Here is an 18,398-nt window from a genome sequence, read left to right as displayed (position 1 = left end):
TTATTTGGTAGGCCGGATAAGCGTGAGCGCCATCCGGCAGCCAGCATCTAACGCACTTCCAGCGGCCAGTGGACATAGCTTTGCCACTGGATTTCCTGATCGATCAACTCGTTACCTAATGGATGATGTTCCAGCCAGCCTTCCGGCAACGTTAGCGTCAGATTTTCATCCTGAGCTTGCAGGATGATGCGCGGCACTAAATCGTCACGACGGCGTGCGGCGAAGATGATCGCCAGACGTAGTAAACGGCAAAGGTGCTCAGCGATACGCGGCGGCACGGCGTTTTGCTGGTGCAGCGAAGAGAGATCGACTGGGTTGGTCTGATTTAATAGCAGCGTGGCTAACAGTTTTTTTTGCGCGGGGGTAAAACCCGGAAGATCGAGATTACGCACCAGCCAGGCGGCATGCAGCGGTGCCTGCTTATATTCCACGCTCAGCCCTATTTCATGCAGCTGACAGGCACTTTGCAGCAGTTCACGGCTAATGGCCTCAAGATGCCACTCATCTTTCACCTGATCGAATAAATGTACAGCCAACTGTGCGACGCGGTTCGCCTGATCGGTGTCAACCATAAACCGACGCTGAATATTACGTAGCGTACGGCTGCGAATATCCTGATCGACTGGCAGGTGCAGCATACCGTAGACCAGACCTTCACGCAGTGCGCCGCCGGCCAGGGTCATGCACTGAATGTTCAGTTCGGTGAAAATGGCGAGCAGAATGGCCAATCCGCTGGGGAAAACCAGCGCACGTTCCAGCGTTAATCCTTCTATTTCCAGCTCTTCCAGACGACCGCAGTGAATAGCGCGCTGCTTAAGCTGCTGAAGTTTGGCTAGCGTAATGCGCTCGTCCATACCCTGCGCCATCATGATTTCCTGCAACGCCTGGACGGTACCGGAGGCACCGACGCAAACTTTCCAGCCATGAAAACGCAGTTTATCGGCGACGGGGCGCAGAACTTCACGAGCCGCTTTCTCGGCTTCGTCAAAGTTTTCCTGTGCCAGATTACGATCGGTGAAGTACCGTTCGAGCCAGGTAACGCAGCCCATTGACAGACTAAACAAGGAGGTGGTTTGTGCGCCGGAGCCGGTAACCAGCTCGGTACTGGCGCCGCCAATATCAACGACCAGGCGTTGATCGGCTCCGCCGGTCGTATGGGCAACACCCTGATAAATCAGACGCGCTTCTTCTTCACCACTGATGACCTGGACAGGGCAGCCGAGGATCTCTTGCGCTTTGGCGATAAAGACATCGGCGTTTACCGCGATGCGCAATGTTGCCGTGGCGACCACGCGGATTTGCGGTTGCGGGATATCCTGCAGGCGTTCAGCAAACAGGCGCAGGCATTGCCAGCCGCGTTCCATGGCTTCAGCGGAGAGAGCGTTGTCGTTGTTCAGGCCGGCAGCCAGACGCACCTTGCGTTTGATACGCGTGAGCGTCTGGATGCTTCCCGCCACCTCGCGTACGACCAGCATATGAAAACTATTCGAGCCGAGATCAATTGCCGCATACAGCGAAGTAGAATTCATACACTTCATCCTTCAGCCTGTATCTGTGTTGGCTGCGTTCTCTCACCCGAATCACTTACTAAAGTAAGCTCATCGGGATTCGTTTTCTTGCCGCCTTGATGCAGGCTGAATGATTTTGTGTATGGCATAACTTTTCTTAACCTGAACGACGACGATTACGCGGAGCACCACCGGTGCGACGCGGGCCATTGCCAGTGCGTGGGCGCGTTAAGCGTAACGGCTTCGGCAGATCGGTCATCAGCGCATCTGGGTTGTACTTACTAACCGGAATCGAGTGGCCAATATAGGTCTCGATAGCGGGTAAATTCAGCGCGTATTCTTCACAGGCCAGGCTGATCGAGTGACCGCTCGCGCCAGCACGACCGGTACGACCGATACGGTGGACGTAATCTTCACAGTCATCCGGCAGGTCATAGTTAAATACGTGCGTTACGGCTGGGATATGCAGACCGCGCGCGGCGACATCCGTCGCAACGAGAATGTCCAGATCGCCACGAGTGAACTCATCAAGGATACGCAGACGTTTTTTCTGCGCCACGTCACCGGTAAGCAGGCCTACGCGATGACCGTCAGCAGCAAGGCTGCCCCAGATATCTTCACAACGATGCTTAGTGTTCGCAAAGACGATGGCGCGATCTGGCCACTCTTCTTCAATCAGCGTTTGCAGCAAACGCATTTTCTCTTCGTTGGAAGGATAGAAGAGTTCTTCTTTAATACGATGACCTGTCTTCTGTTCCGGTTCGACTTCAACGTACTCGGCGTTATTCATCTGTTCGAACGCCAGTTCGCGAACGCGGTAAGAGAGGGTGGCAGAAAACAGCATGTTCAGGCGTTGAGTGGTTGGCGGCATACGGCGGAACAGCCAACGAATGTCTTTAATAAAGCCGAGATCGTACATACGATCGGCTTCATCCAGTACCACGACCTGAATCGCGCCCAGGTTGATATGGTTCTGTTTTGCGTAGTCAATGAGACGACCAGTAGTGCCGATAAGAATATCGACGCCGCTTTCCAGCACTTTCAGCTGTTTGTCATAGCCATCACCGCCATAAGCCAGGCCTAATTTCAGACCGGTGGTCTGTGCCAGCGGCTCGGCATCGGCGTGGATCTGCACGGCTAACTCACGCGTTGGCGCCATAATTAACGCACGCGGTTGGTTCACCTTGCGATCGGCAATCGCGGGATGAGAGAGAAGATAATGAAACGTTGACGTCAGGAACGCCATCGTTTTTCCGGTACCGGTTTGCGCCTGCCCTGCAACATCACGACCTGCCAGCGTTAGCGGCAGCGCGAGGGCCTGAATGGGCGTGCAGTTATGAAACCCTTTATTTTCAAGGGCTTCTATCACCTTTGGGTGCAGGGCGAAGTCGGAAAACTTCTGTTCTGTTAAATGTGTTTTGCTCATAGTGTGGTAGAATATCAGCTTACTATTGCTTTACGAAAGCGTATCCGGTGAAATAAAGTCAACCTTTAGTTGGTTAATACTGTACACAATTCATTCATGATGCGTCGAGATGGCAAGTGAATGGGTCCAAAGAAGCGTATTGAGTACGTGACCAGGACGCAGCGCACAGCCAACAAAAAGGCGCTTGAAGGATGATGTGTAAACACCAACACACCAGGCTTATTCCTGTGGAGTTATTATGAGCGATAAAATTATTCACCTGACTGACGACAGTTTTGACACGGATGTACTCAAAGCGGACGGAGCTATCCTCGTTGATTTCTGGGCAGAGTGGTGCGGTCCGTGCAAAATGATCGCTCCGATTCTGGATGAAATCGCTGACGAATATCAGGGCAAATTGACGGTTGCGAAACTGAACATTGACCAAAACCCAGGCACCGCGCCGAAGTATGGTATTCGTGGTATCCCGACCCTTCTGCTGTTTAAAAACGGTGAAGTTGCGGCGACTAAAGTCGGCGCGCTGTCCAAAGGTCAGTTGAAAGAGTTCCTCGACGCTAACTTAGCGTAAGGAAGTATCATGATCGGGCGGCCATACTTCGAAATGATTCGGATGACTGGACGCCCGACTTGAGTCGTGCTAAGTTAGTGTTGACTTCGTATTAAACATACCTTATTAAGTTTGAATCTAGCTTTATCCAATACTTCCCGTTGTTTCTCGTGCGAGAAGTAGACAGATTCAGGGCCTTGTCACTCAATCCGTCTTGTCGTTTCAGTTCTGCGTACTTTCCTGTGACCAGACAGCGAACAGACATGAGTCGATGGCCGTAAACAGGCATGGATGACCCTGCCATACCATTCACAACATTAAGTTCGAGATTTACCCCAAGTTTAAGAACTCACACCATTATGAATCTTACCGAATTAAAGAATACGCCGGTTTCTGAGCTGATCACTCTCGGCGAAAATATGGGCCTTGAAAACCTGGCTCGTATGCGCAAGCAGGACATTATTTTTGCCATCCTGAAGCAGCACGCAAAGAGTGGCGAAGATATCTTTGGTGACGGTGTGCTGGAGATATTGCAGGATGGATTTGGTTTCCTCCGCTCTGCAGACAGTTCCTACCTCGCCGGTCCTGATGACATCTACGTTTCTCCAAGCCAAATCCGCCGTTTCAACCTCCGCACTGGTGATACCATTTCTGGTAAGATTCGCCCGCCGAAAGAAGGTGAACGCTATTTTGCGCTGTTGAAAGTTAACGAAGTTAACTACGACAAACCGGAAAACGCCCGTAACAAAATCCTCTTCGAAAACTTAACGCCGCTGCACGCAAACTCCCGTCTGCGTATGGAGCGTGGTAATGGTTCTACCGAGGACTTAACGGCGCGCGTACTGGATCTGGCATCGCCGATCGGTCGTGGTCAACGTGGTCTGATTGTGGCACCGCCGAAAGCGGGTAAAACCATGCTGCTGCAGAACATTGCGCAGAGCATTGCCTACAACCACCCGGACTGTGTGCTGATGGTGTTGCTGATTGACGAACGTCCGGAAGAAGTGACCGAGATGCAGCGTCTGGTTAAAGGTGAAGTTGTGGCTTCTACCTTTGACGAACCCGCATCTCGCCACGTTCAGGTTGCGGAAATGGTAATCGAGAAGGCGAAACGTCTGGTTGAACACAAGAAAGACGTTATCATCCTGCTCGACTCCATCACGCGTCTGGCGCGTGCTTATAACACCGTGGTTCCGGCTTCCGGTAAAGTCCTGACCGGTGGTGTGGACGCTAACGCCCTGCACCGTCCGAAGCGTTTCTTCGGTGCGGCACGTAACGTGGAAGAGGGCGGCAGCCTGACCATCATCGCGACTGCGCTTATCGATACCGGCTCTAAAATGGATGAAGTTATCTACGAAGAGTTTAAAGGTACCGGCAACATGGAACTGCACCTCTCTCGTAAGATCGCTGAAAAACGCGTCTTCCCGGCTATCGACTACAATCGTTCCGGTACCCGTAAAGAAGAGCTGCTTACCACCCAGGAAGAGCTGCAGAAAATGTGGATCCTGCGCAAAATCATCCATCCGATGGGTGAAATTGATGCAATGGAGTTCCTCATTAACAAGCTGGCGATGACGAAGACCAATGATGACTTCTTCGATATGATGAAGCGCTCATAATTCAGGCATCATCCGAAAACGCCACGTTTTTACGTGGCGTTTTGCTTTTATGCCTGTAATCTTAACGACACGATAACAATAATACGGTATGACATACCGCCAGGTTGAAAAAGATTCGTAATTTGTATCTTGTGGTTGATAATTATACAGAACCATCGGATATGGAGACGGGTTTCCCTTCTGAATAAAGGTCTTCGTGGTTATACTTCTGCTATTAATTTTCTCTGAGAGCATGCATTGTGAATTTACTGACAGTAAGCACTGATCTCATCAGTATTTTTTTATTCACAACACTGTTTCTTTTCTTTGCGCGTAAGGTCGCAAAAAAGATTGGTTTAGTGGATAAACCCAACTTTCGCAAACGGCATCAAGGATTGATCCCGCTGGTTGGGGGGATTTCGGCTTACGCAGGTATTTGCTTTACGTTTGTGATTGCTGATTATTACATCCCGCATGCTTCTCTCTATCTGGCCTGTGCCGGCGTGCTGGTTTTGGTTGGCGCGCTGGACGATCGTTTTGATATCAGTGTAAAAATCCGCGCAACTATCCAGGCCGCGATCGGCATTATCATGATGTCGGTTGGCAAACTCTATCTTCTTAGCCTTGGGTATATTTTTGGCCCCTGGGAGATGATTCTTGGTCCGTTTGGCTATTTACTGACGCTGTTTGCCGTCTGGGCGGCAATTAATGCTTTCAATATGGTGGACGGTATTGACGGCCTGTTAGGTGGGCTGTCCAGCGTTTCATTTGCGGCGATGGGGTTTATCCTGTGGTTCGATGGGCAGACGAGTCTGGCCGTATGGTGTTTTGCGATGATCGCCGCCATTCTGCCTTATATTCTGCTGAACCTGGGCGTTCTTGGGCGCCGTTATAAAGTCTTCATGGGTGATGCCGGCAGTACGCTGATTGGTTTTACCATCATCTGGATCCTGCTGGAAACCACGCAGGGCAAAACACATCCTATAAGCCCAGTTACCGCACTGTGGATTATCGCCATCCCGTTAATGGATATGGTGGCGATCATGTACCGCCGTTTGCGTAAGGGCATGAGCCCGTTCTCAGCCGATCGCCAGCACATTCATCATTTGGTGATGCGGGCAGGGTTTACTTCCCGCCAGGCATTTGTTCTGATTACGCTGGCGGCGGCCGTGCTGGCATCGATCGGTGTGCTGGCTGAATATTTCCGTTTGGTTCCGGAATGGGCCATGCTGGTGCTGTTTTTAATGGCATTTGGCCTCTACGGATACTGTATCAAGCGTGCCTGGAAAGTGGCGAGATTTATCAAGCGAGTGAAGCGCAGACTGCGAAGAATTCGTGAAGGCAAACCAAACTTAACCAAGTGAATTGAGGATGCGATGACACAACCATTACCGGGGGAAGACGCCATGAGCGCTGAAAATGAACTGGATATCCGTGGGTTGTTTCGTACCTTATGGGCAGGGAAAGTGTGGATTGTCGGTATGGCGCTCGCATTTGCACTTATTGCTCTCGCCTATACTTTTTTCGCCCGTCAGGAGTGGAGCGCAACGGCTATTTCAGACAAGCCTACGGTGAATATGTTGGGGGGCTATTACTCTCAACAACAGTTCCTGCGCAACCTGGATATTAAGGCCAGCCTCGCATCAACGGACCAGCCGTCGGTGATGGATGAAGCCTATAAAGAATTTATCATGCAGCTTGCCTCTTGGGATACGCGTCGTGAATTCTGGCAGCAGACTGATTATTACAAGCAGCGTATGGTCGGAAACAGTAAAGCCGATGCCGCGCTGCTGGATGAACTGATCAATAACATTCAGTTTATGCCAGGTGATGCGTTGCGGAACACCAATGACAGCGTGAAGCTTATTGCGGAAACGGCGCCTGATGCCAACAATCTGCTGCGCCAGTACGTGGCCTTTGCCAGCCAGCGAGCAGCACGTCATCTGAACGATGAGCTGAAAGGCGCATGGGCTGCGCGGACGGTGCAAATGAAAGCGCAGGTCAAACGGCAGGAAGAGGTAGCAAAATCGATTTTCTCTCGCCGTGTTCATAACATTGAACAAGCGCTCAAAATTGCTGAGCAGCATAATATTTCGCGTACTTCTACCGATGTCCCTGCTGAAGAGTTGCCTGATTCTGAGTTGTTTTTACTCGGACGCCCTATGTTGCAGGCGCGACTCGAAAACCTGCAATCTGTTGGCCCAGATTTTGATATGGACTATTTTCAAAACAGAGCCATGCTGAACACGCTGAACGTAGGACCGACCCTGGATCCGCGTTTTCAGACCTATCGTTATTTGCGGACGCCGGAAGAACCGGTAAAACGTGATAGCCCACGTCGTGCTTTCCTGATGATTATGTGGGGCATCGTTGGGGCTCTGATCGGTGCTGGTGTCGCGTTAACCCGTCGCCGTTCGATTTAGCAATACCGTTGCAGTGAGGGGCTGGGCTCTCACTGCCAATCCGAAGAGAATCGATGTGAAAGTACTGACTGTATTTGGTACGCGACCGGAGGCCATTAAGATGGCTCCTCTGGTTCATGCGCTGGCTAAAGATCCTGATTTCGACGCGAAAGTTTGCGTCACTGCACAGCATCGGGAGATGCTCGATCAGGTATTGCACCTCTTTTCCATCGTACCTGACTACGATCTCAATATTATGCAGCCAGGTCAGGGACTGACAGAAATTACCTGCCGAATTCTGGAAGGATTAAAACCAATCCTCGCTGAGTTTAAACCTGATGTGGTGCTAGTCCACGGTGACACAACAACAACCCTTGCGACCAGTCTGGCCGCGTTTTATCAGCGTATTCCGGTGGGACATGTTGAGGCTGGGTTGCGAACTGGCGATCTCTATTCTCCCTGGCCGGAAGAGGCAAACCGTACACTGACCGGACGCCTGGCAATGTATCACTTTTCCCCAACTGAAAATTCACGCCAAAACCTGTTGCGTGAAACCATTCCGGATGGCCGTATTTTTGTCACGGGGAACACGGTTATTGATGCGTTGATCTGGGTTCGCGATCGTGTACTCGGAAATGAAGCGCTGCGCGCTGAACTGGCTGAGCGCTATCCTTTCCTGGATGCGGATAAGAAGATGATCCTGGTGACCGGTCATCGTCGGGAAAGCTTTGGTCGCGGCTTTGAGCAAATCTGCCATGCACTGGCGGAAATTGCCGCGGCTAATCAGAATGTACAGATTGTCTATCCGGTACACCTGAACCCCAACGTTAGCGAGCCGGTAAATCGAATCCTGGGTCATGTTGAAAACGTGATCCTGATTGAGCCACAGGACTATCTGCCATTCGTCTGGCTGATGAATCATGCCTGGCTTATCCTTACCGATTCCGGCGGGATTCAGGAGGAAGCCCCTTCTCTGGGCAAACCGGTGTTGGTGATGCGAGAAACAACGGAACGGCCAGAAGCCATTACCGCAGGCACAGTACGTCTGGTTGGGACTGACCCTCAGCGTATTGTGGCAGAAGTCACGCGCTTGCTGCATGACGAAAATGAATATCAGACCATGAGCCGCGCCCATAATCCGTATGGTGATGGGCAGGCGTGTGGCCGCATTTTACACGCGTTAAAAAATAATCGGATATCGCTATGAGTTTTACGACCATTTCTGTCATTGGGCTGGGTTATATCGGACTGCCGACGGCGGCCGCTTTTGCTTCCCGTCAAAAACATGTTATTGGCGTAGATGTAAATCAACATGCGGTGGATACCATTAACCGCGGTGAAATCCACATCGTTGAACCTGATTTGGGTGCTGTGGTGAAAACAGCAGTCGAAAATGGCTTTCTGCGTGCGGTTACAACACCTGTTGAAGCAGACGCTTATCTGATTGCTGTGCCGACCCCCTTCAAGGGGGAGCATGAACCCGATATGGTCTATGTTGAAGCCGCAGCGAAGTCGCTTGCGCCGGTGCTGAAAAAAGGGGCGTTGGTGATCCTTGAATCGACGTCACCCGTCGGGGCAACGGAACAGATGGCAGCATGGCTTGCAGAAATGCGCCCTGATCTGACTTTCCCGCAGCAGACGGGGGAACAGGCTGACGTAAATATTGCTTATTGTCCGGAGCGCGTGCTGCCAGGGCAGGTGATGGTTGAACTGATTAAAAATGACCGTGTGATTGGCGGAATGACCCCCGTTTGCTCTATGCGCGCCAGTGAACTGTACAACATCTTCCTCGAAGGTGAATGCGTGGTGACTAATGCCCGCACCGCAGAAATGTGCAAGTTGACCGAAAACAGCTTCCGCGATGTCAATATCGCCTTTGCTAATGAACTGTCGCTGATTTGCGCCGATCAGGGGATTAACGTCTGGGAACTGATCCGTCTGGCGAACCGTCACCCGCGGGTTAATATTTTGCAACCTGGACCTGGCGTTGGCGGACACTGTATCGCAGTCGACCCGTGGTTTATTGTGGCGCAGAACCCACAGCAGGCGAGATTGATCCGCACCGCACGTGAGGTAAATGACAGTAAGCCTCATTGGGTTGTCGATCGGGTAAAAGCCGCGGTAGCGGATTGTTTGACGGAGACTAATAAACGTGCCAGCGACGTAAAAATTGCCTGTTTTGGTCTGGCGTTCAAACCGAATATTGATGATTTACGTGAAAGCCCGGCAATGGGGGTGGCGCAAAGTATCGCACGCTGGCACAGCGGCGAGACGTTGGTGGTTGAACCGAATATCCATCAGTTGCCGAAAAAACTGGATGGCCTGTGTCAACTGGCGAAACTGGATGCTGCGTTGGCAAGTGCCGATGTGCTGGTGATGCTGGTTGACCATAATGAATTTAAAGCGATTAAAGGCGATGCGGTGCACCAGCAATACGTGGTTGATACCAAAGGAGTCTGGCGCTAATGAAACGAATTCTGGTTACCGGTGGTGCAGGATTTATTGGCTCAGCGGTTGTGCGTCACATCATTAATGAGACTCGGGATGCCGTGGTAGTGGTTGATAAGTTAACCTATGCCGGAAACCTGATGTCGCTGGCGCCGGTTGCACAGAATGCCCGTTTTGCCTTTGAACACGTGGATATCTGCGATCGCCTGGCGCTCGACAACGTGTTTCAACAGTATCAGCCGGATTGCGTGATGCACCTGGCGGCAGAAAGTCATGTCGATCGTTCTATTGATGGTCCCGCCGCATTTATTGAAACCAATATTGTCGGGACCTACACGTTGCTGGAAGCCGCTCGCGCATACTGGAATGTGTTAACCGATGATAAAAAGCAGGCGTTTCGTTTCCACCATATATCAACCGACGAAGTGTACGGCGATCTGCATTCTACGGATGATTTCTTTACCGAAACGACGCCGTATGCACCGAGTAGTCCTTATTCCGCGTCAAAGGCCAGCAGCGATCATCTGGTACGAGCCTGGTTGCGCACCTACGGGCTGCCAACGTTAATGACTAACTGCTCCAACAATTATGGGCCCTACCATTTCCCGGAAAAACTGATCCCGCTGATGATACTCAATGCACTGGCGGGAAAACCTCTGCCGGTGTACGGCAACGGACAGCAGATTCGTGACTGGCTGTATGTGGAAGATCATGCCCGGGCGCTCTATTGCGTCGCGACAACAGGTTCGGTTGGCGAGACCTATAATATTGGTGGTCATAACGAGCGTAAAAACCTGGACGTGGTCGAAACGATTTGCAGCTTGTTGGAAGAACTGGCGCCGCAAAAACCAAAAGGTGTTATGCGGTATCGTGAACTGATCACCTATGTTGAAGATCGCCCAGGCCATGATTTGCGCTATGCCATTGATGCGTCAAAAATTGCGCGTGAACTTGGCTGGGTGCCGCAGGAAACGTTTGAAAGTGGGATGCGTAAAACCGTGCAATGGTATCTGGCAAATGAGGCCTGGTGGAAACCCGTGCAGGATGGCAGCTACCAGGGTGAGCGTTTGGGCCTGAAGGGCTAACAGCCTGGTTTTGGCGCCCGGAGGAGGGATCATATGAAAGGTATCATTCTGGCTGGTGGCTCAGGTACTCGCCTGTACCCCATTACGCGCGGCGTATCGAAGCAGCTATTGCCTATTTACGATAAGCCCATGATCTATTACCCGCTATCGGTACTGATGCTGGCGGGAATTCGCGAGATCCTGATTATTACCACACCGGAAGATAAAGGGTATTTCCAGCGTTTGCTGGGAGATGGCTCTGAGTTCGGTATTGCATTGCACTATGCAGAGCAGCCCAGCCCGGATGGTTTAGCACAGGCGTTCATTATTGGTGAAACGTTCCTTAACGGCGAACCGTCATGTCTGGTACTTGGGGACAATATCTTCTTTGGTCAGGGATTTAGTCCAAAACTTCGCCATGTCGCCGCCCGCACGACAGGTGCGACGGTATTTGGCTATCAGGTAATGGATCCTGAGCGTTTCGGTGTGGTGGAGTTTGATGACAATTTTCGGGCAGTCTCGCTGGAAGAGAAGCCGAAAGAACCAAAATCAAACTGGGCGGTGACAGGACTCTATTTCTACGACAGTAAGGTAGTGGAATATGCAAAGCGCGTGAAACCTTCTGAGCGTGGGGAACTGGAAATTACCTCCATTAACCAGATGTACCTTGACGATGGCAATCTGACCGTTGAGCTGCTTGGCCGTGGTTTTGCCTGGCTGGATACCGGTACGCACGACAGTCTGATTGAAGCGAGCACTTTTGTGCAGACGGTAGAGAAACGTCAGGGCTTTAAAATCGCCTGCCTGGAAGAGATAGCATGGCGCAATGGTTGGCTGGATGATGAAGGTGTAAGACGTGCCGCCAGCTCTCTGGCTAAAACAGGCTACGGCCAATATTTGCTGGAGCTTCTCCGTGCCCGTCCGCGCCAGTATTGAGCCTCTGGATTGGGAAAATACGTTCTTTGGCGTGAATAGCGCCATCGTACGGTTTGACCCGCACGCACCGATCCTGACAGCAGAAGTTTTACAGCGCTGGGAACGGGTGCAGGCAAAAATACCTTCCGCTAATGTTCATGAATTAGATGCCCTGCAGCAGTTGGGCTTTTCACTGGTCGAAGGTGAGATGGACTTTGTTCTGCCGGTGGCGTGTGCCCGTGAAAATCCCGGTGCACAGGTGGCACAAGCTGCGGATATCCCGCTACTGCGTCGACTGGCAGGAGAGGCGTTCGCCCAAAGTCGTTTCCGCGCACCGTGGTATCCCGTGGAGGCCAGTGCGCGTTTTTATGCACAGTGGATAGAAAACGCCGTGCTGGGCACGTTCGATCATCAGTGCCTCATTTTTCGCACACAGACAGGTGGGATTCGCGGTTATGTCTCACTACGTGACGTCAATGATACTGATGCACGTATTGGCTTACTGGCTGGTCGTGGTGTGGGTGCCGAACTCATGCAAGCTGCGCTTTGCTGGGCACAGGCTCGCGGTAAAACAACATTGCGGGTGGCGACCCAGATGGGCAACACCGCCGCGCTTAAACGTTATATACAGAGCGGTGCAAATGTGGAAAGCACCGCGTACTGGTTATACAGGTGACAAAATGATTCCATTTAACGCACCGCCGGTGGTGGGAACCGAGCTTGAATACATGCAGTCAGCGATGAGCAGCGGCAAGCTGTGTGGCGATGGTAGTTTTACCCGCCGTTGCCAGCAATGGCTGGAGCAGCATTTTGGCAGTGAGAAAGTACTGCTGACGCCTTCCTGTACCGCATCACTGGAGATGGCGGCATTATTGCTGGACATCCAGCCCGGCGATGAAGTCATCATGCCCAGTTACACATTCGTTTCTACCGCGAACGCATTCGTGCTGCGTGGCGCAAAAATCGTCTTTGTCGATATCCACCCGGATACCATGAACATTGATGAAACGCTGATTGAAGCGGCGATTACCGAGAAAACCCGTGCTATTGTGCCGGTGCACTACGCCGGGGTTGCCTGTGAAATGGATACCATTATGGCGTTGGCGTCACAGTTCAACCTGTTCGTGGTGGAAGATGCTGCTCAGGGCGTCATGTCGACTTACAAAGGTCGTGCGCTGGGGACCATTGGTCACATCGGCTGCTTTAGCTTCCATGAAACCAAAAACTATACCGCAGGCGGTGAGGGCGGGGCGACGCTGATCAACGACCGTAAATTAGTTGAACGTGCAGAAATCATCCGTGAAAAGGGGACGAATCGCAGTCAATTTTTCCGCGGTCAGGTTGATAAATATACCTGGCGTGATATTGGCTCCAGTTATTTGATGTCCGATCTCCAGGCGGCCTATCTGTGGGCGCAACTGGAAGCGGCAGAGCGTATTAATCATCAGCGTCTGGTGCTGTGGCAGAATTATTATGATGCCCTCGAACCGCTGGCGCGTGCCGGGCGTATTGATTTACCCGTCATCCCGGAAGGTTGTGCGCAGAACGCCCATATGTTTTATATCAAGCTGCGTGATATTGACGATCGCACGGCGTTGATTAACTTCCTGAAAGAAGCCGAAATTATGGCGGTATTCCATTATATTCCGCTGCATGATTGTCCGGCTGGCGATAAATTTGGCGTGTTTTCCGGAGTCGATCGTTACACCACCAAAGAGAGTGAACGCCTGTTGCGTCTGCCGCTGTTTTACAACCTGTCGCCGGTTAACCAGCGCACAGTGATTACGACCTTACTCAACTACTTCTCCTGATATGTCGCTGGCTAAAGCGTCCTTGTGGACGGCTACCAGTACGCTGGTAAAAATTGGTGCGGGCTTGTTGGTGGTAAAACTGCTGGCGGTCTCTTTCGGCCCTGCGGGTGTGGGCCAGGCGGGAAACTTCCGTCAGATGGTCACCGTGCTTGGCGTGTTGGCGGGCGCTGGGATTTTCAACGGCGTCACGAAATACGTTGCGCAGCACCATGATGACCCGGCGCGGTTGCGTAAGGTGGTGGGGACATCATCCGCTATGGTGTTGGGATTCTCTACGCTGATGGCGGCGATTTTTTTGCTGGCAGCAGCGCCTATCAGTCAGGGATTGTTTGGTCATACGCATTTTCAGGGGCTGGTACGCCTGGTTGCGTTGGTACAGATGGGGATTGCCTGGGCAAACCTGTTGCTGGCGTTGATGAAAGGATTCCGTGATGCCGCAGGTAATGCGCTATCGCTGATTATTGGCAGCCTGGTCGGCGTCGTGGCCTACTACGGTTGCTATCGGTTGGGCGGATACGAAGGTGCTTTGCTGGGGCTGGCGCTGGTGCCAGCGCTGGTGGTGGTGCCCGCCATGCTTATGCTGATCAAGCGTGGAGCCCTCCCTGTGCAATACCTGAAACCTTCCTGGGATAACGGGCTGGCAGGGAAACTCAGCAAGTTTACGTTGATGGCGCTCATTACCTCTGTGACGCTGCCAGTGGCGTATGTGATGATGCGAAACCTATTGGCGGCGCAATACAGCTGGGATGACGTGGGGATTTGGCAGGGGGTGAGCAGTATCTCTGATGCGTACCTGCAATTTATTACCGCTTCATTCAGTGTGTATCTGCTGCCAACACTGTCTCGCCTGACTGAAAAGCGCGACATCACGCATGAAGTTATCAAATCGCTGAAATTTGTATTGCCGGCAGTTGCCGCCGCGAGTTTTACCGTCTGGCTGTTACGTGATTTTGCTATCTGGCTGCTTTTCTCCGCTAAATTCACCGCCATGCGTGATTTGTTTGCCTGGCAACTGGTGGGGGATGTACTGAAAGTGGGTGCCTACGTATTTGGCTATCTGGTGATCGCGAAGGCCTCGCTGCGGTTTTATATTCTGGCCGAAATTAGCCAGTTCATTTTGTTGACGGCATTTGCTCACTGGTTGATCCCCGTGCATGGTGCTCTGGGCGCGGCACAGGCCTATATGGCAACGTACATCGTCTATTTTTCTCTTTGTTGTGGCGTGTTTTTACTCTGGCGTAGGCGGGTATGACTGTACTGATTCACGTTCTGGGATCGGATATCCCTCACCATAACCAAACCGTGCTGCGGTTCTTCAACGACGCGTTGGCTGCAACAAGCGAGCACGCGCGCGTGTTTATGGTTGCCGGTCAGGATACGGGATTTAGCGAGAGCTGCCCGGCATTATCACTGAGTTTCTACGGCGGAAAGAAGGCGCTGGCAGAGGCCGTTATCGCCAAAGCTAAGACGGATCGCCAGCAGCGTTTCTTCTTTCATGGGCAGTTCAATACCAGCCTGTGGCTGGCATTGCTGAGCGGGGGGATTAAGCCTGAGCAGTTTTACTGGCATATTTGGGGTGCCGATCTGTATGAAGTCTCCAGTGGGCTGAAATTCCGTCTGTTTTACCCGATTCGCCGAATGGCACAAAACCGCGTGGGTTGTGTCTTTGCCACGCGAGGCGATCTGAGTTATTTCGCTGAGCTGCATCCACGTGTACGCGGGGAATTGCTCTATTTCCCGACGCGGATGGATCCCGCGCTCAATAACATGAGCAGTGAATGTCAGCGTAGTGGCAAGATGACGATCCTGGTCGGGAACTCTGGCGATCGCAGTAATGAGCATATTGCCGCGCTACGCGCTGTTCATCAGCAGTTTGGTGATACGGTGAACGTGATTGTGCCAATGGGTTACCCGGCAAATAATGCAGGCTATATTGAAGACGTGCGCCAGGCGGGTCTGGCGTTATTTAGCGCCGATAACCTGCAAATTCTCAGTGAAAAGCTGGAGTTTGATGCCTATCTGGCGCTACTGCGTCAGTGCGATCTGGGTTACTTTATTTTTGCCCGTCAACAGGGGATTGGTACATTGTGTCTGCTGATTCAGGCGGGGATCCCGTGCGTGCTCAATCGTGAAAACCCATTCTGGCAGGATATGGCAGAGCAAAACATCCCGGTTCTGTTTACGACAGATGTACTCAATGAAGGCATTGTACGCGAGGCGCAGCGCCAGCTGGCATCGGTTGATAAAAGTGCAATTACTTTCTTTAGCCCGAATTATCTGCAACCGTGGCATAACGCGCTGCGCATTGCCTCAGGAGAAACCGTATGAGTCTGATGCAATTCAGCGGTCTGCTGGTGGTGTGGCTGCTCTCAACTTTGTTTATCGCCACGCTGACCTGGTTTGAATTCCGACGCGTGCGGTTTAACTTCAATGTCTTCTTCTCATTGCTGTTTTTATTGACGTTTTTCTTTGGTTTTCCGTTGACCAGCGTGCTGGTCTTTCGCTTTGATGTGGCGGTGGCCCCGCCGGAAATTCTGCTGCAGGCGTTGCTGTCCGCTGCCTGTTTCTACGCAGTGTACTATGTGACCTATAAAACACGTCTGCGGAAACGGAGCCCGGAGAGAACGCGCAAACCGCTGTTTACCATCAATCGCGTTGAAGCACATTTGACCTGGATTATCCTGATGGCGATTGCGCTGGTGAGCGTGGGCATTTTCTTTATGCACAACGGTTTCCTGCTATTCAGGCTGCAATCCTATAGCCAGATTTTCTCCAGTGAAGTCTCCGGGGTGGCTCTGAAACGCTTCTTCTACTTCTTCATTCCGGCGATGCTGGTGGTCTACTTCCTGCGTCAGGACAGCAAAGCGTGGCTGTTCTTCCTGGTGAGTACCGTTGCATTTGGTTTGCTGACGTACATGATTGTTGGCGGAACCCGCGCCAATATTATTATCGCGTTTGCCATTTTCCTGTTTATCGGCATTATTCGCGGCTGGATTTCGCTGTGGATGCTGGCCGCGGCGGGTGTATTGGGTATTGTCGGGATGTTCTGGCTGGCGCTGAAACGCTACGGGATGAACGTCAGCGGCGATGAGGCGTTCTATACGTTCTTGTACCTGACGCGCGACACCTTCTCGCCGTGGGAGAATTTGGCGCTATTGCTGCAAAATTACCACAATATTGAGTTTCAGGGACTGGCGCCGATCGTCCGTGATTTCTACGTCTTTATACCGTCCTGGCTGTGGCCGGGCCGACCTGGCATTGTGCTCAATTCCGCAAACTATTTTACCTGGGAAGTGCTGAACAACCACTCGGGCCTGGCTATCTCCCCGACGCTGATTGGTTCGCTGGTGGTGATGGGAGGTGCCTTGTTTATACCGTTAGGTGCGATTGTGGTTGGCCTAATTATTAAATGGTTCGACTGGTTGTATGAATTAGGCAACCGGGAAACTAATCGCTATAAGTCGGCGATTTTGCACAGTTTCTGTTTCGGTGCCATTTTTAATATGATCGTTTTGGCACGTGAAGGGTTAGATTCGTTTGTCTCGCGAGTTGTCTTTTTCCTCGTGATTTTCGGTATCTGTCTGTTGGTGGCAAAATTGTTGTACTGGCTGTTTGATAGTGCGGGACTCATCCATAAACGAATAAAGTCGGTGCCCCGGACACAGGTTGAAGGATCGTAATGACAGATAACACAACTGCGCCGCTGTATTCACTGCGCGGATTAGAACTGATTGGCTGGCGCGATATGCAACATGCGCTGAATTACCTGTTTGCCGAGGGACGTCTCAGGCAGGGGACGCTGGTAGCAATTAACGCTGAAAAAATGCTGACAGCGGAGGATAACCCAGAGGTTCGGACGTTGATCGAGGCCGCTGAGTTTAAATATGCGGATGGGATCAGCGTGGTGCGTTCCGTGTGTAAAAAATTCCCGCAGGCGCAGGTATCACGTGTGGCGGGTGCCGATCTCTGGGAAGCGCTGATGGCACGCGCCGGGAAGGAAGGAACGCCCGTATTCCTGGTTGGCGGTAAGCCTGATGTTCTGACACAAACAGAGGCAAAACTGCGCGCACAATGGCACGTCAATATTGTTGGCAGTCAGGACGGCTATTTTACCGCCGATCAGCGTCAGGCGCTGTTTGAGCGTATTCATGCCAGCGGCGCGCAACTTGTTACCGTGGCGATGGGTTCGCCGAAACAAGAAATTTTTATGCGCGATTGTCGCCAGGTCCATCCGCATGCGCTGTATATGGGCGTGGGCGGCACCTACGATGTGTTTACCGGGCACGTAAAGCGCGCGCCCAAATTCTGGCAGAGCCTGGGATTGGAGTGGCTGTATCGCTTGCTGCTGCAACCGAGTCGTATCACCCGCCAACTTCGTTTATTACGTTATCTCCGCTGGCACTATACCGGCAATCTCTGACATCACCTCTGCGTTGTTCAGTAGCGCGTTATGCTAAACGTGCTACTTATTCACAACATAATCGCTGCTTTCTCGCACAATCTATTCATTTTTTGAATGCTTTAATTGCCATTTAGGCGATTTTAAGAAACCATTCGCAACAATCATTGCAGTGCCGTGGTGTTTTTGGCGCCAACCGTAAAGTGGTCGGTGCTGAATGGCCTGTTATGGCAAAAAAACGATGTCCCCATAACGATAACCGGTAATACCGGAAACAATG

17 protein-coding genes are annotated in these 18,398 nt (G+C 51.8%); 15 read left to right on the top strand and 2 right to left on the bottom strand.

The window, feature by feature from the left end:
- Positions 1–47 precede the first annotated feature (47 nt).
- Together gppA and rhlB are read right to left on the bottom strand one after the other, a co-directional pair.
- Positions 48–1,529 (bottom strand): guanosine-5'-triphosphate,3'-diphosphate diphosphatase, encoded by a 1,482-nt coding sequence (gppA, locus tag IB196_RS22150; protein ID WP_040230060.1) that lies wholly within the window; start codon positions 1,527–1,529, stop codon positions 48–50.
- Positions 1,530–1,665: 136 nt separating this feature from the next.
- The gene (rhlB, locus tag IB196_RS22145; RefSeq protein WP_003829013.1) at positions 1,666–2,934 is read right to left on the bottom strand and encodes an ATP-dependent RNA helicase RhlB; all 1,269 of its coding nucleotides are present in this window, start codon (positions 2,932–2,934) and stop codon (positions 1,666–1,668) included.
- 238 nt (positions 2,935–3,172) lie between these two features.
- Here rhlB and trxA point away from each other — a divergent pair, with 238 nt between their 5' ends.
- The 15 genes from trxA (at position 3,173) to wecG (ending at position 18,139) form a co-directional block, all read left to right on the top strand.
- Positions 3,173–3,502 (top strand): thioredoxin TrxA, encoded by a 330-nt coding sequence (trxA, locus tag IB196_RS22140; protein WP_001280776.1) that lies wholly within the window; start codon positions 3,173–3,175, stop codon positions 3,500–3,502.
- A gap of 176 nt (positions 3,503–3,678) precedes the next feature.
- On the top strand, positions 3,679–3,762 hold the full coding sequence (locus tag IB196_RS22135) for a rho operon leader peptide (RefSeq protein ID WP_101743114.1): 84 nt from the start codon (positions 3,679–3,681) through the stop codon (positions 3,760–3,762).
- Positions 3,763–3,840: 78 nt separating this feature from the next.
- Entirely contained in the window at positions 3,841–5,100 is a 1,260-nt protein-coding gene (rho, locus tag IB196_RS22130; protein WP_002437993.1) for a transcription termination factor Rho, read from the top strand.
- A 239-nt stretch (positions 5,101–5,339) separates the two neighbouring features.
- Positions 5,340–6,443 carry a UDP-N-acetylglucosamine--undecaprenyl-phosphate N-acetylglucosaminephosphotransferase gene (gene wecA, locus IB196_RS22125; RefSeq protein WP_005133353.1) on the top strand — a complete coding sequence of 368 codons (1,104 nt, stop codon included), beginning with the start codon at positions 5,340–5,342 and terminating at the stop codon, positions 6,441–6,443.
- Between the two features lie 12 nt (positions 6,444–6,455).
- Entirely contained in the window at positions 6,456–7,502 is a 1,047-nt protein-coding gene (gene wzzE / locus IB196_RS22120) for an ECA polysaccharide chain length modulation protein (protein ID WP_005133352.1), read from the top strand.
- 55 nt (positions 7,503–7,557) lie between these two features.
- Positions 7,558–8,688 carry a UDP-N-acetylglucosamine 2-epimerase (non-hydrolyzing) gene (wecB, locus tag IB196_RS22115; RefSeq protein ID WP_005133351.1) on the top strand — a complete coding sequence of 377 codons (1,131 nt, stop codon included), beginning with the start codon at positions 7,558–7,560 and terminating at the stop codon, positions 8,686–8,688.
- Positions 8,685–9,947, top strand: a complete 1,263-nt coding sequence (gene wecC, locus IB196_RS22110; protein WP_040230063.1) for a UDP-N-acetyl-D-mannosamine dehydrogenase — start codon at positions 8,685–8,687, stop codon at positions 9,945–9,947. Before wecB ends, wecC begins: the two co-directional genes overlap by 4 nt.
- Positions 9,947–11,014, top strand: a complete 1,068-nt coding sequence (gene rffG, locus IB196_RS22105) for a dTDP-glucose 4,6-dehydratase (RefSeq protein ID WP_005133348.1) — start codon at positions 9,947–9,949, stop codon at positions 11,012–11,014. The genes wecC and rffG overlap by 1 nt, the downstream gene beginning before the upstream one ends.
- A gap of 33 nt (positions 11,015–11,047) precedes the next feature.
- On the top strand, positions 11,048–11,929 hold the full coding sequence (gene rfbA / locus IB196_RS22100) for a glucose-1-phosphate thymidylyltransferase RfbA (RefSeq protein WP_005133346.1): 882 nt from the start codon (positions 11,048–11,050) through the stop codon (positions 11,927–11,929).
- Positions 11,907–12,584 (top strand): dTDP-4-amino-4,6-dideoxy-D-galactose acyltransferase, encoded by a 678-nt coding sequence (rffC, locus tag IB196_RS22095; protein WP_005133345.1) that lies wholly within the window; start codon positions 11,907–11,909, stop codon positions 12,582–12,584. The genes rfbA and rffC overlap by 23 nt, the downstream gene beginning before the upstream one ends.
- Positions 12,585–12,588: 4 nt before the next feature.
- Positions 12,589–13,719: a dTDP-4-amino-4,6-dideoxygalactose transaminase gene (rffA, locus tag IB196_RS22090; protein ID WP_005133343.1), complete on the top strand. Its 1,131-nt coding sequence runs from the start codon at positions 12,589–12,591 to the stop codon at positions 13,717–13,719.
- A 1-nt stretch (position 13,720) separates the two neighbouring features.
- Entirely contained in the window at positions 13,721–14,971 is a 1,251-nt protein-coding gene (wzxE, locus tag IB196_RS22085; RefSeq protein ID WP_005133335.1) for a lipid III flippase WzxE, read from the top strand.
- Positions 14,968–16,047, top strand: a complete 1,080-nt coding sequence (locus tag IB196_RS22080) for a TDP-N-acetylfucosamine:lipid II N-acetylfucosaminyltransferase (RefSeq protein WP_005133334.1) — start codon at positions 14,968–14,970, stop codon at positions 16,045–16,047. Before wzxE ends, IB196_RS22080 begins: the two co-directional genes overlap by 4 nt.
- Positions 16,044–17,399: an ECA oligosaccharide polymerase gene (gene wzyE / locus IB196_RS22075; protein ID WP_040230069.1), complete on the top strand. Its 1,356-nt coding sequence runs from the start codon at positions 16,044–16,046 to the stop codon at positions 17,397–17,399. Before IB196_RS22080 ends, wzyE begins: the two co-directional genes overlap by 4 nt.
- Positions 17,399–18,139 carry a lipopolysaccharide N-acetylmannosaminouronosyltransferase gene (gene wecG, locus IB196_RS22070; RefSeq protein ID WP_005133328.1) on the top strand — a complete coding sequence of 247 codons (741 nt, stop codon included), beginning with the start codon at positions 17,399–17,401 and terminating at the stop codon, positions 18,137–18,139. Before wzyE ends, wecG begins: the two co-directional genes overlap by 1 nt.
- The last annotated feature ends 259 nt before the right edge of the window (positions 18,140–18,398 follow it).

It is taken from the genome of Citrobacter sp. C6_1 (assembly GCF_014596835.2).
Classification (GTDB): Bacteria; Pseudomonadota; Gammaproteobacteria; order Enterobacterales; family Enterobacteriaceae; genus Citrobacter; species Citrobacter pasteurii.
The sequence above is the reverse complement of the archived record's forward strand: the minus strand, read 5'-3'. Positions and strand labels throughout refer to the sequence as shown.

Bases quoted from the DNA above. Each gene is read 5' to 3' on its own strand.
- rho (WP_002437993.1), top strand. From the start codon at position 3,841: ATGAATCTTACCGAATTAAAGAATACGCCGGTTTCTGAGCTGATCACT.
- rhlB (WP_003829013.1), bottom strand. From the start codon at position 2,934: ATGAGCAAAACACATTTAACAGAACAGAAGTTTTCCGACTTCGCCCTG.
- rffA (WP_005133343.1), top strand. From the start codon at position 12,589: ATGATTCCATTTAACGCACCGCCGGTGGTGGGAACCGAGCTTGAATAC.
- trxA (WP_001280776.1), top strand. From the start codon at position 3,173: ATGAGCGATAAAATTATTCACCTGACTGACGACAGTTTTGACACGGAT.
- gppA (WP_040230060.1), bottom strand. From the start codon at position 1,529: ATGAATTCTACTTCGCTGTATGCGGCAATTGATCTCGGCTCGAATAGT.
- rffG (WP_005133348.1), top strand. From the start codon at position 9,947: ATGAAACGAATTCTGGTTACCGGTGGTGCAGGATTTATTGGCTCAGCG.
- wzyE (WP_040230069.1), top strand. From the start codon at position 16,044: ATGAGTCTGATGCAATTCAGCGGTCTGCTGGTGGTGTGGCTGCTCTCA.
- wzzE (WP_005133352.1), top strand. From the start codon at position 6,456: ATGACACAACCATTACCGGGGGAAGACGCCATGAGCGCTGAAAATGAA.
- wzxE (WP_005133335.1), top strand. From the start codon at position 13,721: ATGTCGCTGGCTAAAGCGTCCTTGTGGACGGCTACCAGTACGCTGGTA.
- wecC (WP_040230063.1), top strand. From the start codon at position 8,685: ATGAGTTTTACGACCATTTCTGTCATTGGGCTGGGTTATATCGGACTG.
- rfbA (WP_005133346.1), top strand. From the start codon at position 11,048: ATGAAAGGTATCATTCTGGCTGGTGGCTCAGGTACTCGCCTGTACCCC.
- IB196_RS22080 (WP_005133334.1), top strand. From the start codon at position 14,968: ATGACTGTACTGATTCACGTTCTGGGATCGGATATCCCTCACCATAAC.
- wecG (WP_005133328.1), top strand. From the start codon at position 17,399: ATGACAGATAACACAACTGCGCCGCTGTATTCACTGCGCGGATTAGAA.